Source organism: Chryseobacterium culicis, assembly GCF_900108365.1.
GTDB lineage: Bacteria > Bacteroidota > Bacteroidia > Flavobacteriales > Weeksellaceae > Chryseobacterium > Chryseobacterium culicis.
Genome location: NZ_FNWQ01000004.1, coordinates 259,909 through 276,383, shown reverse-complemented (window position 1 = coordinate 276,383; position 16,475 = coordinate 259,909). Strand labels below are relative to the sequence as shown.

Annotated in this window: 17 protein-coding genes; 15 read left to right on the top strand and 2 right to left on the bottom strand. The window is 36.4% G+C overall.

Features of this window, described 5'->3' with window-relative positions:
• Positions 1–134: 134 nt before the first annotated feature.
• Positions 135–617: a type II toxin-antitoxin system VapC family toxin gene (locus tag BLW74_RS16300; protein ID WP_089694016.1), complete on the bottom strand. Its 483-nt coding sequence runs from the start codon at positions 615–617 to the stop codon at positions 135–137.
• Positions 607–1,389: a hypothetical protein gene (locus tag BLW74_RS16295; protein WP_089694014.1), complete on the bottom strand. Its 783-nt coding sequence runs from the start codon at positions 1,387–1,389 to the stop codon at positions 607–609. Before BLW74_RS16295 ends, BLW74_RS16300 begins: the two co-directional genes overlap by 11 nt.
• A 186-nt stretch (positions 1,390–1,575) precedes the next feature.
• Here BLW74_RS16295 and BLW74_RS16290 point away from each other — a divergent pair, with 186 nt between their 5' ends.
• The 15 genes from BLW74_RS16290 to BLW74_RS16220 all read left to right on the top strand — a co-directional run bounded on the left by BLW74_RS16290 (position 1,576) and on the right by BLW74_RS16220 (position 16,472).
• Positions 1,576–2,862 carry an adenylosuccinate synthase gene (locus tag BLW74_RS16290; protein ID WP_062676417.1) on the top strand — a complete coding sequence of 429 codons (1,287 nt, stop codon included), beginning with the start codon at positions 1,576–1,578 and terminating at the stop codon, positions 2,860–2,862.
• Between the two features lie 261 nt (positions 2,863–3,123).
• A complete protein-coding gene (locus BLW74_RS16285; protein ID WP_089694012.1) occupies positions 3,124–3,966 on the top strand; it encodes a hypothetical protein in 843 nt (280 codons plus the stop codon).
• Positions 3,967–4,129: 163 nt separating this feature from the next.
• Positions 4,130–4,903 carry a ParA family protein gene (locus BLW74_RS16280; protein ID WP_047420649.1) on the top strand — a complete coding sequence of 258 codons (774 nt, stop codon included), beginning with the start codon at positions 4,130–4,132 and terminating at the stop codon, positions 4,901–4,903.
• A 69-nt stretch (positions 4,904–4,972) separates the two neighbouring features.
• Positions 4,973–5,863 (top strand): ParB/RepB/Spo0J family partition protein, encoded by an 891-nt coding sequence (locus BLW74_RS16275; protein WP_089694010.1) that lies wholly within the window; start codon positions 4,973–4,975, stop codon positions 5,861–5,863.
• On the top strand, positions 5,864–6,502 hold the full coding sequence (locus tag BLW74_RS16270; RefSeq protein ID WP_089694008.1) for a DUF5683 domain-containing protein: 639 nt from the start codon (positions 5,864–5,866) through the stop codon (positions 6,500–6,502). It abuts the gene before it with no gap.
• A 59-nt stretch (positions 6,503–6,561) separates the two neighbouring features.
• On the top strand, positions 6,562–7,263 hold the full coding sequence (dapB, locus tag BLW74_RS16265) for a 4-hydroxy-tetrahydrodipicolinate reductase (RefSeq protein WP_089694005.1): 702 nt from the start codon (positions 6,562–6,564) through the stop codon (positions 7,261–7,263).
• A 127-nt stretch (positions 7,264–7,390) separates the two neighbouring features.
• Entirely contained in the window at positions 7,391–9,034 is a 1,644-nt protein-coding gene (gene lepB, locus BLW74_RS16260) for a signal peptidase I (RefSeq protein ID WP_089694003.1), read from the top strand.
• Entirely contained in the window at positions 9,034–9,708 is a 675-nt protein-coding gene (gene lepB / locus BLW74_RS16255) for a signal peptidase I (protein WP_167358452.1), read from the top strand. Before lepB (BLW74_RS16260) ends, lepB (BLW74_RS16255) begins: the two co-directional genes overlap by 1 nt.
• Positions 9,709–9,719: 11 nt before the next feature.
• Entirely contained in the window at positions 9,720–10,334 is a 615-nt protein-coding gene (locus BLW74_RS16250) for a WbqC family protein (RefSeq protein ID WP_089693999.1), read from the top strand.
• Positions 10,335–10,422: 88 nt separating this feature from the next.
• On the top strand, positions 10,423–12,105 hold the full coding sequence (locus BLW74_RS16245; protein WP_089693996.1) for a S8 family serine peptidase: 1,683 nt from the start codon (positions 10,423–10,425) through the stop codon (positions 12,103–12,105).
• 125 nt (positions 12,106–12,230) lie between these two features.
• On the top strand, positions 12,231–12,722 hold the full coding sequence (locus tag BLW74_RS16240; protein WP_089693994.1) for a lipocalin family protein: 492 nt from the start codon (positions 12,231–12,233) through the stop codon (positions 12,720–12,722).
• Between the two features lie 24 nt (positions 12,723–12,746).
• Positions 12,747–13,436: a YiaD family glycine zipper/OmpA-like lipoprotein gene (locus BLW74_RS16235; protein WP_089693992.1), complete on the top strand. Its 690-nt coding sequence runs from the start codon at positions 12,747–12,749 to the stop codon at positions 13,434–13,436.
• 107 nt (positions 13,437–13,543) lie between these two features.
• The gene (locus BLW74_RS16230) at positions 13,544–14,431 is read left to right on the top strand and encodes a decaprenyl-phosphate phosphoribosyltransferase (RefSeq protein WP_089693989.1); all 888 of its coding nucleotides are present in this window, start codon (positions 13,544–13,546) and stop codon (positions 14,429–14,431) included.
• Complete coding sequence (locus tag BLW74_RS16225; protein ID WP_089693987.1) at positions 14,428–15,747, top strand: FAD-binding oxidoreductase; 1,320 nt, start codon at positions 14,428–14,430, stop codon at positions 15,745–15,747. Before BLW74_RS16230 ends, BLW74_RS16225 begins: the two co-directional genes overlap by 4 nt.
• Complete coding sequence (locus tag BLW74_RS16220) at positions 15,747–16,472, top strand: SDR family NAD(P)-dependent oxidoreductase (RefSeq protein ID WP_089693985.1); 726 nt, start codon at positions 15,747–15,749, stop codon at positions 16,470–16,472. The genes BLW74_RS16225 and BLW74_RS16220 overlap by 1 nt, the downstream gene beginning before the upstream one ends.
• Positions 16,473–16,475: the final 3 nt, after the last annotated feature.

Here is a 16,475-nt window from a genome sequence, read left to right as displayed (position 1 = left end):
AGATTATCATGGGACTTTGTTGGTGATTTCGGCTTTGGATGATGTGTCTATGTTTATTGAAAATGAGGTGAGTAGAATGGTTAGTTAGTAGTTATTATACTTTAGTTTTGTTTTAATCAAAAATCTAAAAATATTTATAAATCTAAATATCCAAAATATTCATTTGGAGGAATATTTAAATCTATAAAACTAAAACTAGGCTTTTGTCCTTCTTCTTTGAGAAGGTTATAAATTTTAATACTCTCGGTGTCTGAAGACAAATAATAAATGATATTTTTCTCTACATCTGCTTGAGAAAATAATTTTGAGTCATTTGGAATTATATTTCTTTCAGCTAGTTTTAATTTTCCCTTTTTTGTAAAAACTATTTTAGCAATTTCACCTGTTATAGTAGCATGATTCAGATTAAATGGAAGAATAGCTAAATTTCTTAAAGGTAATTCTGATATTGAACCCCCAACACAATATTCAGCAATTGAAATTGTTGAAATATACATTTTGATATCATTGCTTAAAAAGTATTTATAATATTCTAGAGCATTTCTAAATAATGGATCAGCATCATTTAAAAATCTAATAAAGAAACTTGTGTCTAGTAAAACTCCATTAACTTTCATAGCCTCCTCTTATTTGTCTTAACCATTCATCTGGGTTAATATTTGAAAGCCAAGATTGTTTTGCTTTATCTCTTAATTTTTTCAAATAATTTTCGTCAAAAATGGGATTATAATCAATTAACTCAATAAATTCTAAATTTGTAAAATCAATTTCTCCGTTTTCGGAGTGTTGGTTACCTTTAGCTCTTATACCTAAAGATTTATATAGAATATTTTCTTCTTGTCGTTCTAAAAATGAAATTGGAGTTTGAATTCTAACTGTTCCATATTCATCAGTTAATAAATGAATATTAGCTTTATCTTTACCCCCTGCGTTAGTTATTTTTCCATAAAAATAAAATTCTGCTTCAGCCCAAATTGCTTCTGTTCTTTTAAAATCAGAAAATTTATCAATTCGAATATTATTAGAGCCTTCAAGTGATGTTGTTATATCAAGAGCAAAATCCTTTTTCTTTGCTAAATCTTGAAGGTTTTCAATAGCTTTAGCTGTTACTAAATCCAAATAATCAATTGTATTAGTCTGGGAAATTAAACCTAATATGGCATTAAAACTAACTATATATTGTATTCCGGTTTTAAAAATATTTCTAACAGAGCCTTCTTTAATATCATAAGAAATTAAAGGTCTATTTTTTTTATCTCCAGAATATAATAAATCATCAACATTGTTTAATATAGAAACTATTTCCTTGATATCAAAGTTATCAGGATTTATATCTACGTTTCCAATTTTTCCAGAAACTTTTATTTCTATTTGACCATGTTTTTCCACAAAACAAAAGTAAACAAATTTTTATTTCAAAAAATTATACGACATGACTTTATTATTTTAAACTAAATAATTTTAATATCTTCCACCTCATGATTTTCATCCCAACACAAAATAAATATCCTCTATAATTTGGCCGTCATTTTTTTTAAAAGTAATTTTGCACGAATCTAAAAACAAAAGTAAAATATGTCAACTTATGTAGTTGTAGGTCTTCAGTACGGAGATGAAGGCAAAGGAAAAATCACGGATGTTTTATCAGCAAAATCGGACTATGTAGTACGTTTCCAGGGTGGAGACAACGCTGGTCACACGGTTTATGTGGGTGATGAGAAATTCGTTCTACACCTTCTTCCTTCAGGAGTTCTTCAATGCAAAGGGAAATGTATCATTGCGAATGGAGTAGTGGTAAACCCTAAATCTTTCATTAAAGAAGTTGGTCAGATCGAAAGCAAAGGCTTAAGAACAGATCATATCTTTATCAGCAGAAGAGCGCATGTCATCATGCCTTACCACATCCTTTTGGATACTTACCGTGAAGAGGAGCACGGAGGAACTCAGATCGGAACTACCAAAAAAGGAATCGGACCTTGCTATGAAGATAAAATTGCAAGAGTCGGAATCAGAATGGTAGACCTTCTAAATCCTGAGATTTTAAGAGACAAAATTGAGAAAAACTTAAAAGTTAAGAACTCTCTTTTTGAAAAATATTACGGAAAGCCAACTTTAGACGTTGAAGAAATCTACAACGAATATTTAGCCATCGGAAAACAGCTTCAGGACAGAATCGTTGATACTGAATTAGAGTTGAACGAAGCTATCAGAGACGGTAAAAACGTATTGTTCGAAGGAGCTCAGGCTTTAATGCTTGACATCGACTTCGGAACTTATCCCTACGTAACTTCATCATCTCCATCTACAGGAGGTGTTTGTTCAGGAGCTGGTGTTCCGCCAACTTCACTTCAAAACCTGATCGGAGTAGCGAAGGCTTACTGTACAAGAGTAGGAAACGGACCTTTCCCTTCAGAATTAGATAATGAACTGGGTGAAAAAATCAGACAGATCGGTGGTGAATTCGGAGCTACTACAGGAAGACCAAGAAGAACAGGCTGGTTAGACCTTGTTTCTTTAAAGCATGCTTGTATGATCAACGGAATCAACAACCTTGTCATCACAAAGCTTGACGTTCTTACAGGAATTGAAAACCTGAAAGTAGTTACCCACTACAAAACTGAAGACGGAAAAATCATCGATTATTTCACTTCTTCAACAGAAAAATTATACAACTACGAACCAATTTACCAGGATTTACCAGGCTGGAGCGAAGATATTACAAAAGCAAGAAGCTATGATGAACTTCCTGATACTGCTCAGAAATACATCGAGTTTATTGAAAAATATTTAGGAATCAATGTATACTTAGTTTCTGTAGGTCCTGAAAGAAGTCAGAACATCATCAGAAAAGAATTATTCTAATATTCTCAGACATCAAATAACAGAGAGATCATCCTTGGATGGTCTCTTTTTTTTATTTAATTCCTTCATAGGTGGGCTGGGTTTTCAGTCTGAACTTTCGACGGATAAGTGTTAAAATTTAAATAGTATCATAAAAAATTCTAATATTATGTTGTTTTGATAAAATTTTGGCCGATGTTTTGATATTACAATAGTACTTATCGATAAGAACAATAAAACTAATAATCAATTTTTTTTTTAACAGTTTAAATAGTAGTAGTGATGAAACAACATAACCAAAACCAGGAATTTCGGTTCAACGAAGTCCTGTTCGAGCACCGCAATAAAGACTATGGTGCCTATGTATTAAGAAACGAATCAGATAGAATATTAACCAAAGCGCTTTTTATCGGAGCAAGTTTAATGGCAGCAGTGTCTATTACACCATTTGTGCTTTCTGCAATGAAATCAGATGTAGTTATAGATCGAATTAAGGATAATGGCGAAAGAACAATTATTAAAATTGTTGAACCACCTGAAAAAGATCCTCCTGCGCAGATTGTAAAACCAACGCCCCCAGCTCCCGCAGTAAAAGCATATGACAACAGATTACCGGAGCCTAAAGCAATTGTTACTAATGAAAAGCAGGTGGAGGATAAAACAAATGCAGTAGCAAGCACACAGACATCGGAAGGTAAAGAAACTACCACAGATAGCTATATTCCGATTGTTCCACGTGTTATTGGAGGGGATGGCCCGCCTGCGGTGAAGACTGAGCCGGTAGTGGAAAAGACAGATCCTAAAAAGATTGAAACGGAATTAAGCGTAGAAGCTAATTTTGCAGGAGGCATAGACTCCTTTAGAAATAAAGTAATGAACAACTTCGATGGATCAGGATTCGAATCAGAAGATGTTGTAAAGACGACAGTTACCTTTATTGTTGAAATGGACGGAACGATCTCAGGGGTAAAAGCTAATGGAACCAACGCCGAATTTAACAATGAGGCAGTGAGAACAATCAAAAACATCTCAAGCAAAGGAAAATGGATTCCTGCCAAAAACAAAAAAGGAGAATTCGTAAGAAGTTATTTCAAATTTCCTATCTCAATGAGATTTGATAATTAATACGAAAAGACACATTTTAATAGTTATCCACAAAGATTTTTTTTTGTGGATAATTTTTTTTATCGTTAAATTGCTTATTAACAATATTTTAACTCAATTTTGATTTTCCCCACTCACCGAGAGCAAAGAAAAAAGTGTATTTTTGAAACTTAAAGTTCTAATAATGGCAAAAATCATAGGTATTGCTAATCAAAAAGGAGGCGTTGGTAAAACTACTACCGCTGTAAACCTGGCGGCAGCATTAGGAGTATTGGAAAAAAGAATATTAATCATTGATGCTGATCCTCAGGCGAATGCTACATCCGGTCTGGGTGTGGAAGATGTTCAGTATTCTACATATAATTTACTGGAGCATAGTGCAGAAACAAGGGTTTGTATCAAAAGAACCGCAACTCCGAATCTGGATATTATCCCGTCTCATATTGATCTGGTAGCTGCAGAAATTGAATTGGTAGACAAGGAAGACCGTGAGTATATGTTGAAAAAAGCATTAGCCAGTGTAAGAGATGATTATGATTATATCATCATTGATTGTGCACCGAGTTTAGGTCTTATTACAGTCAATGCGCTTACGGCAGCAGATTCTGTAATCATTCCGATCCAGTGTGAATACTTTGCATTAGAAGGGCTTGGAAAACTTTTGAATACCGTTAAAAATGTTCAGAAAATCCACAACAAAGACCTGGGAATAGAAGGTCTTCTGCTTACCATGTACGACAGCAGGTTAAGACTATCCAATCAGGTAGTGGAAGAAGTAAATCTTCACTTCCCTGAAATGGTTTTTGAAACCATTATCAGCAGAAACGTAAGATTGAGCGAAGCACCAAGTTTCGGAGAAAGTATCCTGAATTATGATGCAGAAAGTAAAGGAGCGGTTCAGTACATTCAGTTGGCTGAAGAGGTTCTTTTAAAGAATGAAAACTTAATAAAGAATTAAATTAATAATAAATGGCCGGGAAGTGAATGCCAGTCATCACTTATCAGACATCATTTATCAATTATATATATGAAGGACAAAAAAAGAGCTATGGGACGCGGCTTGGGCGCCATTTTAAGTGCAGAATCCAAAGCAACTATCAATTCCGCTACTGATGAAGGAGCAGATAAGTTTGTAGGAAATATTGTAGAAGTTGCACTTGAAGATATCTATCCGAACCCAACGCAGCCGAGAACTTATTTTGATGAGAAAGCTTTAAATGAACTTGCGCAGTCTATTAAAAATCTGGGCGTAATTCAGCCGATTACCCTTAGAAAAGACGGCGAAAAGTTTGAAATCATTTCCGGGGAAAGACGTTACAGAGCAAGTAAGATTGCTGGTTTAACCACCGTTCCCGCCTATATCCGTTTAGTCAATGATCAGGAGCTTCTTGAGATGGCTCTTGTGGAAAACATCCAGAGAGAAGATCTTGATGCGATTGAAATTGCATTAACCTATCACAGGCTTTTAGAAGAAATAGGTCTTACACAGGAAAACCTGAGCCAGAGAATAGGAAAAGACAGAAGTACCATTACCAATTCTATCAGGCTGTTAAGATTAAATCCGGATATTCAGAATGCCATCAGAAGCGGCGAGATTTCTGCAGGACACGGAAGAGCCATTATAAGTCTTGAAAGCGAAGAAGATCAGCAGGTCCTGTTTGATCTTATTATCAAAGAAAAATTAAACGTTCGTCAGGCAGAGCAGGCTGCTGCTGCATTGAAGAATCCTAAGTCTCCCGCTGCAAAAAAAGCAAAAGTGGAACTTTCCAATAACTATAAAAAAGCCCAGAAGACCATCGCAGATATCTTAGATGTAAAAGTAGAGATCAAATCTTCTGGAAATGGTAAAAAAGGTAAAATTGTTCTGGACTTTAAAAATGAAGAAGAACTGGAATATATTTTATCCCATATTAAATAAATGAAGAACCTATTTTTCACCCTTTTCTTGTGTTTTGCGGCACTGGCTTATTCACAAGTAAAACCTGTTGATACCGTTCGGATGGAAGTTCCTCCGAAGGAAGAATCCCGTACTGTAAAGCCAGGTAAAACAGAAGCAAAGATTATTGAAGATCTGGAAAAAGCAAATGGCCCTACGGGAAAAACCATAAAATTGAATCCTACCAGAGCTGGTCTGTATTCTGCAGTTTTACCGGGATTAGGACAGTTTTACAATAAAAAATACTGGAAGATTCCCATTGTTTGGGGAGCCGTAGGAGCGGGTGTTGGTATTGCTGTATGGAATGATAATCAGTACAAAAAGTATCGTGAATATTACGTGGCGAAGCTGAACGGAACCCCAAATGAGTTTGTAGACAGTCATCCCTGGTTGGACAAAAAAGCTTTAGGAAACGCTCAGGACAGAGCCAAGAGACAGAGAGATTACGCCATCGCTATTACAGGATTAATTTATATTCTCAATATCGTAGATGCCGTGGTAGATGCTCACCTGTACGAAAGCCGCCATGATCCGGATCTTGTTTTTAAACCATCGGTTATTCAGGATCAGTATGGGTACAGCGCTCCGAAAACAGGATTCAGTTTAAGTTATAGATTCTAAAAGAAACATCTGCATACATTTCTGAGGATAAATGCAGTATTAAAAAATAAAAAGATCATATGAAAATAGCATTAGTTGGTTACGGTAAAATGGGTAAGATCATTGATGAGATCGCACAGAAGAGAGGTCATGAAGTAGTTGCCCGTCTGAAGGAAACCCCCACTGCTGAAAACCTTAACAATCCGGACGTTGTGATTGAGTTCTCACTGCCTGAAGTGGCATTTGAGAACATCAAAGCTTGTCTTGAAAATAAAATTCCGGTGATCTGCGGAACAACAGGCTGGCTGGATCAAAAGGCTGAAATAGAAAAATTAGCTGTAGATAACGGTACAGCTTTCTTATATGGTTCCAACTTCAGTTTAGGTGTTAATTTATTCTTTGCTTTAAACGAAAAGCTTGCGGATCTGATGAAAAATGTGGACGAATACTCCTGCCAGCTGGAAGAAATTCACCACATCCATAAAAAAGATGCGCCAAGCGGAACGGCCATTTCCATTGCTGAAGGAATCATCCAGAACAATCCGAAATTCGATGCATGGAAGCTGGAAGAAACGCAAGGCAGGCAGCTTGGAATTTTTGCAGTACGTGAAGATGAGGTTCCGGGAACCCACAGTGTATATTACAGAAGTGAAGTGGACGAAATCGAAATCAAGCACACTGCTTTCAACAGAAACGGTTTTGCACTGGGAGCTGTAGTCGCTGCAGAATGGATTAAAGATAAAAAAGGAAACTTCACAATGAAAGACGTTTTGGGACTTTAATTTGTAACAAATTCTGTAAATTGCAGACCAATAAACAGATAATGATGAATAGTGAATAGTAAACAGCAGACTGCTTTTATCATTTATTACTCATCATTTTATATTATAAGAATAGGCACAAAAATTTATGAATTATTTTTTAACTTATACAGTATATGTCCTCATACTATCCGTATTGATGGGGATTTCATCTTGGAAACTGTTCAAGAAAATGGGCTATAGCCCTTTATTCGCATTTATCCCTTTTTACAACTATTTCATCATCCTTAAAGAAACAAAGCATCCGAAATGGTGGGCCATCCTGTCTTATCTTCCGATTGTAGGACCCATCATGATGTCTGTTTTTCATCTTTATCTGGTGAAAAAGTTCGGGAAAACACTTTTCAAAGATCAGATTCTTACAGTACTTCTTCCGTTTATTTATATGGCGGTGATCAACTATTCTAAAGATGTAGAGTTAGAAGATGAAAATGCAAATGATCTGTTCCTTACAGATGAAGAGAAAAACGACAAAAAGAAAGATACCTTTGTGGGTTCCATCACCTTTGCCGTAGTTTTTGCCACCATCATCCACGTTTTCGTAACACAGCCTTTCGGAATCCCTACAGGATCCATGGAAAGAACATTACTGGTAGGAGACTTCCTTTTTGTAAACAAATGGAGCTACGGTTACAGACTTCCAATGCGTCCCGTTGCGATACCTTTCCTTCAGGGAACCATTATGGATACAGGACAGAAAGGTAACCCTAAAGATGATCCGAAATCTTATGTGGACGCTGTAAAACTGCCTTACACAAGAATTCTGCAGTTCAACAAACCACAGAAAAATGATGTAGTTGTTTTCAACTATCCTCAGGATTCTGTACATACAGCGATTGACAGAAAAGATCCTTACGTAAAAAGATGTGTAGCTACAGCAGGGGATACTTTTGAAATGAGAGGCGGAAGACTTTTCGTTAACGGAAAGCCGGAAACTGTTTTAGGAGATCAGGAAGTACAGCACGGATACGTCGTAAGCACAGATGCTCAATTGGATATTCCAACTTTATATAAGGTATACGGATTTTTACCGGTTCGTGAATTTCAGCAGGATAGCGGTGGATATCTTTATGCCTTTCAGGGTTTAACGGATAAAGTGGCCAAAGAAATCAAAGAACTCCCTCACGTTACAGATATAAAAGAACAGATTTTTGCAAAAGAAGAATCAGCAGTTGCTTATAAAGATGAGGCGAGAACAAAAATTGATACGACTCAATCCATCTTCCCAATTAATAAACCTTGGAATGCTGATTGGTATGGACCATTAAGAATTCCTAAAAAAGGAGATGTAGTGGCGATCAACCAGGAAACACTTCCGACGTATCAGTGGATTATTTCTGAATATGAGCACAACAGCTTAGAAAAGAAAAACGGAAAAATTTTCATCAATGGAAAAGAAGCAAATCAATATACAATTCAGCAGGATTATTATATGATGGTGGGAGATAACAGAGATGCTTCATTAGATGCAAGATTCTTTGGTTTCGTTCCGGAAGAAAATATTGTAGGGAAACCGATGTTCACATGGATGAGCTTACAGGGAGCATTTGCTGACAGCAGCTCTACTTATCAAGCACCATTCAAAATACGTTGGGAAAGAATGTTTAAAGCAACCAATACAGGAGAAGCCAATAAAACATCTTACTGGTGGATTGCAGCAATGATCCTGATCTTATTCTTCGGATGGGAGTATTTCGTGAAACTATTCAGAAAAAACAAAACCGAAGAATAGTGTTTAAAAATAAAATATTTAATAGAGTCCTTTTAACAGGCAGCTTTATTGTAACTCTTTTTATTATTGCAAAACTCTCCGGGGTTTTGCAATATGCTTTTGTACCAACGGCAGGCAATGAACCTACCATCAAAAAAAAGTCATTTATTGTAATGACCAATATCCTTCCTTACGACAAATTTAAAATGATTGCCTACAATCAGACTAATTTGGAGTATCCTCAAGGTACTTATATACAGAGACTGGTCGGAACTGAAAATGATGAGATTGTAATTAAGAATGGTAAATTATACGTCAATAATACGTTGATTGATCATTTTAATGTAAAACATTCTTACAAAATAGACAGAGGTTATGCAAATGATCTCCTGTTAAAAGGAACGGAAGAAAATGAAATTTTTCAAATCGACAATAATTATTTCATTACTCAGTTAAGTGATAAGGAACTTAATGATAATTTTTTTCATGAAAGGTTTATCAACCCCAATGCGGATCAGGATATCCGTAAAATTTATCATAAAGACTGGACTGCCGATAACTTTGGCCCTGTAAGAGTCCCGGGTGGAAAACTATTCTTTTTAGGAGATAACCGTAATGCAAGCTTGGATTCCCGTTATTTAGGCTTTGTTGATGAAAAAGATGCTGTAGGAAGAGTTATTTACCCTAAAAACTAGATTATATAATTATGCAAAATATTTTATTACCGGCATTCTACATGCCCTCAATTTCATGGTTTTCAGTGTTTTTGAATCCTGAGAACGAAGTTGTACTGGAACAATTTGAAAACTTTCCCAAACAAACCTATAGAAACAGAGCTAACATCTATGGAGCCAACGGAAAGCTATCGCTGATCATCCCGATTAATCATAATGGGAAAAGAGAATATAAAGATATTGAGATCTCTTACCGTGAAGACTGGAGAAACCTTCATTGGAAATCCATTAAAACAGCCTATCAGAGCTCACCTTATTTTGAATATTATGAAGATAAATTCAGAAAAATATTTGACCTCAAAGAAAAGTTTCTTTTAGATTTTAACCTTAAAGGCATCGAAGTGATCCAACAGATACTGAAAACAGAAAAGGCACACTCTTTGAATGAAGAATATATCAAAAATCCTGAAAGTCCTGATTTCAGAGAAAAGTTTTCGGCAAAGCTTCCTTCAGCATTTGAAATGGAAGAATATTACCAGACTTTTTCTGACAAATTCGGGTTTTTGAAAGACCTTTCGGTTCTTGACCTTATCTGTAATAAAGGCCCGGAATCACTGGTATATATTAAAAATATAAAACAATTATAGCATACAATCGCTGTTAAGGAAACCCTCATTATAAAACCAATGTAGATGGCGATTGGGATATGTCTTTTAAAAAATTAAATATCAACATATGAAAAAGGTATTATTAGCTGCAGTTTTTTTAGCAGGTTTTAGCTTCTCTTATGCACAGGAGTCTAAAGCTAAAAGTAAAGATCCAAATACAGATAAAGATCTTATGACATGGTATCATAAAGATTTTGCAACCTCAAAAGTATATGGAATAAATACGGCAAATGCTTATAAATACTTAGAATCTAAAGGCCTAAAGCCCAAAACCGTAGTGGTAGGAGTGCTGGACAGTGGAGTACAGGTAGACCACCCGGGATTGGTAAAGAATGTCTGGTCTAATCCTAATGAAGTTCCAGGAAACGGTAAAGATGATGACGGAAACGGATATATTGATGATGTACACGGATGGAACTTTATAGGAGGTAAAAACGGCGATATTGATATCGACAATATGGAGGTGACAAGAGTAGTCGCCAAATACAAACCCGTTTTTGAAGGGACCGATTCCGCAAAGAATAAAGCTAACCAGGCTCAGATGAAAGACGAGTTTGATATGTACATGAAGGCCAAAGATATGTTCAATAAAAAAAGTATCGAGGCCATCCAAAGTTATAAAACCTATTCTATGCTGAATGAGCTGATTCCTAATATGGTGAAACTATTAGGAGGTAAGCCGTTAACAGCAGAAACTATTTCTGCGATAAAAGCACCAACGGATCAGAGAGATGCCATCGCACTGGATTTCTTAGGGCAAATTTCCCAAAGCCCGGAATTCAAAGGAAAATCATCTGCCGAATTTGAAAAAAAGATAACGGAGGAAATGAAAGAAGCTATCGATCACTTTGCTCCTGCGGCAAAACAATACGATCTTTCGTATGATCCGAGAAAAGAAATTGTAGGAGATAATTATGATGATTACGCTGAAAAGAACTATGGTAATAACCATTACGAAGGACCGGACGCAGAACACGGAACCCACGTAGCAGGAATCATTGCAGGGCTTCCTCAGGGAAAAGAAGTTCAGTACGGAGTGGCTTCCAAAGTAGCCAAAATCATGTCTGTAAGAACTGTTCCCAATGGAGATGAAAGAGACAAAGACGTGGCTAATGCGATCAGATATGCAGTGGACAACGGAGCAAAAGTATTGAACATGAGCTTTGGGAAACCTGTTTCTCCAGGTAAAAATGTTGTATGGGATGCTTTTAAATATGCCGAAGATAAAGGCGTTCTTTTAGTGAAAGCTGCAGGAAACGAAAATGAAGATGTAGCAGAACATTTAGCATATCCTACCAATTTTAAAAATGTAACAGATGAAAAACCATTTGTAAGCAACGTTCTGGTAGTGGGTGCCAGCACCAACAAGAATAATGCATTGAGAGCAGATTTCTCTAATTACAATAAAAAAATGGTGAACGTTTTTGCACCGGGAGAAGAAATTTACTCTACCGTTCCTAAAAACGAATATAGATACCTTCAGGGAACTTCCATGGCTTCACCCGTTGTAGCAGGAGCTGCCGCAGTGTTATTAGCCTATATGCCGGATCTTAAACCTTACCAGATCATTGAAGCATTGGTGAAAAGCAGCAATCCAAGCACCGCAAACGGATTTGCAGATCAATCCCAGGCCGGAGGAGTTATAGACTTGAAAAAAGCAGCAGAATATGCCTACACGAATTTCTACAAAGGAAAACCAGCTGGAAATCCTAAGCCTTCGAAATCCGTAAAAAAGGCTGTTAAAAAATAATTTATCTTCCTGTGTTTAAGGAGAAACCATAAAGAGTCCGAATTTTTTTCGGACTTTTTATTTTTTATTTTAAATTTTGGCACGGTTTTTTGTAACTTTATAGTAACAAAATAATAAACAACAAAATGAAAAAGTTACTACTTGCAGGGATGTTGGGAACATCACTTTTTGCAGTGTCTTGTTCCTCTGTAAACAAAGCAGCTACATCTCAAAATCAAAGAGCAGACTTTCTGAAAATGAAAGGAGACTGGCAGATTGTGAGCATAGATTATGATAAAGGTTATAAAATCAAACCTTTTGACGAAGGTGCTGACGCACAATGCTTCGTAGGAAGCCACTGGAGATTAATTCCTAACAACTGGACAGGAGCATATACTTTGAACGGAGGTGGAAATTGCCCGGCAATTACACAGCCTATCAAATTTGAAGTAAAAGACGGTAATACGTTCATGTTTAAAAAAATTGCTGCAGGTACAAAAGCAAAACAAAATTCTGTGGGGTACAGCCTTACTCTGATCAATCAGTCAACAGATCAGTTTTCACTTCAGCAGGACGTTCCTTTTGAAGGAGGTAATGTAAAAGTAGTTTACAACTTCGAGAGAACAGGAATGAAATAATTATCAACATAAAGATCAAAAAAAATGAAATTCAATAAAACATACGTAGGAGCCCTTTTCTTGTCATCTGCATTATTATTGACAAGCTGTGAAGCGGTTCAGAATTCAAATCACCAACAGAGAGGTACCGCAGTAGGTGTTGCTTCAGGAGCAGTACTTGGAGGTATCCTTGGTAACAACGTAGGAAAAGGAGGAAACGGAGCTATTGGTGCTGTGCTTGGTGGTATTATCGGTGGTGTTGCAGGTAACGTTATCGGTAACAAAATGGATAAGCAGGCCAGAGATATTAAAGAAACTTTACCGGGAGCTCAGGTAGAAAGAGTAGGAGATGGTATTAAAGTAACAATGAACGAAAGTATTGTAAACTTTGCATTCGACTCCTCGAACCTTACGTCTCTTGCTCAGACTAACTTAGATAAATTGGCGCAGGTATTAACTGATAATCCTGACACTAACATCAATATCTACGGATATACAGACAGCGTAGGTAAGGATGCTTACAACTTAGCGCTTTCTCAGAGAAGAGCAGATGCAGTAAAATCTTATCTTGTAGGTAAAGGAGTGGCATCAGCCAGAATGTTCACGAAAGGTGAAGGTAAAAATATGCCGGTTGCCAGCAATGATACCGATGAAGGAAGAGCTAAAAACAGAAGAGTAGAATTTGCTATTACAGCCAATGAAAAAATGATTAACGATGCCAAACAAGGGCAATAGTTAATTTAATATATAAATATTTTCGTAAAAGACCGCCCCGGCGGTTTTTTTTGTATTTTTAGGCTGAGAATTTTAATTTTATTATTTTTGCATTTGAAACAACATAAATGAAGAAATATTTAAAACTGCTCCGTGTGGAGCAATGGGTGAAAAACCTGTTTGTATTTGTCCCCCTGTTTTTTTCAGGTAATATTACCAATGTGGATTTACTTGTGAAAAGCATTTTTGCATTCATCATATTTTCACTTGCCGCAAGCGTTGTGTATATTCTGAATGATTATAACGATATTGAAGCAGACAGGAAACATCCTGAAAAAAGAAGAAGACCTCTGGCTAGCGGAGCCATTTCAAAATCAACCGCTATAGGAATCCTTATCGGATTAGTCATCACGGATATCGCACTTGTATTTTTCTCCCAACTTTATTTCCACGAGTATCTTTGGAAATTTGCAACCATTATAGGATTTTATGTGGTGATGAATCTTGCCTATACCTTCAGGCTAAAACATGTTCCCATCATTGATATTTTTATTATTGCAATAGGATTTGTTCTGAGAGTTCTGGCAGGAGGCTATATAACAGGGATCAGCATTTCACAATGGGCTATTCTCCTGACCTTTGTACTGGCTCTTGTGCTGGCCATCGGAAAAAGAAGAGGAGAACTTATCAATGCACAGGTTTCCGGGAAGACCAGAAAAGCATTGGACGGGTATAACGTTCAGTTTGCGGATATCGCATTATCTATCTCCATCACACTGGCTATAATCTGTTATCTCATGTTTACCCTTTCACCGGAAGTTCAGGAAAGATTCCACGCAAGAGTATTTTACACCGTTATTTTTGTAGTTTTTGCCTTATTGAGATATCTTCAGCAGACATTGGTGTACAACAGAACGGAATCTCCTACTAAGATTGTTTACAGAGACCGCTATATTCAGGTGACCCTTTTACTTTGGGTAGTTGCATTTTTAATTCAAATTTATTTTAAGAAATGAAACCTAATTTCACACAGAAAGTTACAAACTGGGGTAATTTCCCGGTAGTGGAGAAAGAAATGAGATCTGAGGACAATTTCAAAAAAATAAAAGAATTTGTACTCAATCATAATGAAGTAATCGCAAGGGGAAACGGAAGATGCTATGGAGATGCTTCATTGGGAGAATCTATATTTTCGACAAAAAAATTAAATAAATTCATCAATTTTGACCGCTTAAACGGAGTAATGGAATGCGAAGCCGGAGTGCTTCTTTCTGAAGTGCTGGAAATTTCAGTTCCGCAGGGATATTTCCTGTATGTTACTCCAGGGACAAAATTTGTATCCATAGGAGGCGCTATAGCTTCCGATGTACACGGTAAAAACCATCATGCAGAAGGATGCTTTTCCGAATATGTCATCGAATTTAAGCTGATGACGGAAAACGGAGAAATTATTACCTGTTCCAGAGAAGAAAATGCTGAAAAATTCTGGGCTACTATTGGTGGAATGGGACTTACAGGAATCATTCTTACGGCAAAATTTAAGCTTAAAAATATAGAATCCGCATACATCCGTCAGGAAAGCATTAAAGCAGAAAATCTGGATGAAATTTTTAAACTCTTTGACGAAAGTGAAAGCTGGACCTATACCGTTGCATGGATTGACTGTCTTCAGAAAGGAAATAACATCGGAAGAAGTATCCTGATGAGAGGAGAACATGCTTTTCAGCACGAGCTGCCACAGAATTTTGCAAAAACTCCTCTAAGACTGAAAAAAAAGTTCTCTCCTACAGTTCCGTTTTATTTTCCCGGATTTGTATTGAATGCACTGACAGTTAAAATATTCAACTGGCTGTATTATAAAAAGCAATCCAAAAAAGAGGTGAAAAACTTTATCGACTACGAAACGTTTTTCTATCCTTTGGATGCGATTAATGACTGGAATAAAATCTACGGAAAATCAGGATTTATACAGTATCAGATGGTAATTCCTAAGGAAACAGGAAAAGAAGGGATGAAAAGAATCCTTGAAACGATTGCAAACAGCGGAAACGGATCTTTTCTGGCTGTTCTTAAACTTTTTGGAAAGAACAATACGGCTGCTTACAACTCTTTCCCGGTGGAAGGCTATACGCTTGCGCTGGATTTTAAGGTGAATTCCAAACTTAAAAGTCTGGTAGATCAGCTTGATGCCATCGTTCAGGAATTCGGAGGAAGAATTTATCTTACCAAAGACAGCATGAGCAGATCATCGCTTACCAATTACCTTAAAAATATTCAAAATCCTAAATTTGTGTCTTTACAGCACAAAAGAATCATAAATAATAATTCATAATGATAGTTCTGGGAAGCACATCTGAAGTGGCACAGGCTTTTGTGGAAAAGGCACTTCAGGAAGGAGAAAAATTTGAAAAAATTTACCTTTTTACCTCAAACAAAGAAACTACAGAACGGTTTGCAAGACATATTGATGTAAAGTTTCTGCAGCAGGCAGAAGTGATTGAACTGGATCTGACTAAAGAAATTGATTACAACAGATTTGAAAATATCAATTCAAATGTATTATTTTGTGCCGTAGGATATTTAGGAGAAGGAACCGAGGAAGGATTATATGACAATAAAAATACGGAACGTATTATAAGTATTAATTATTCAAAGCTGGTTCCTGTGATGAATTATTTTGCTCATAAATTTGAAAGCAGAAGGTCAGGAACAATTATCGGGCTTTCATCAGTAGCAGGAGACAGAGGAAGACAGAGTAACTTTATCTATGGAAGTGCAAAAGCTGCTTTCACAGCCTATCTGAGCGGTTTGAGAAACTATCTTTTTGATAAAAAAGTACATATTCTTACGGTAAAACCAGGGTTTATGGCAACCAAAATGACCGAAGGACTGCCTTTAAATCCGAAGTTAACCGCTACTCCGAAACAGGCTGCAGCATGTATTTACAAAGCCTTTAAAAAGGAGAAAAATGTGGCATATGTTTTGCCGGTTTGGAGTATTATCATGATGATTATCAGGAATATCCCTGAATTTATATTTAAAAAATTAAAGCTTTAAAAA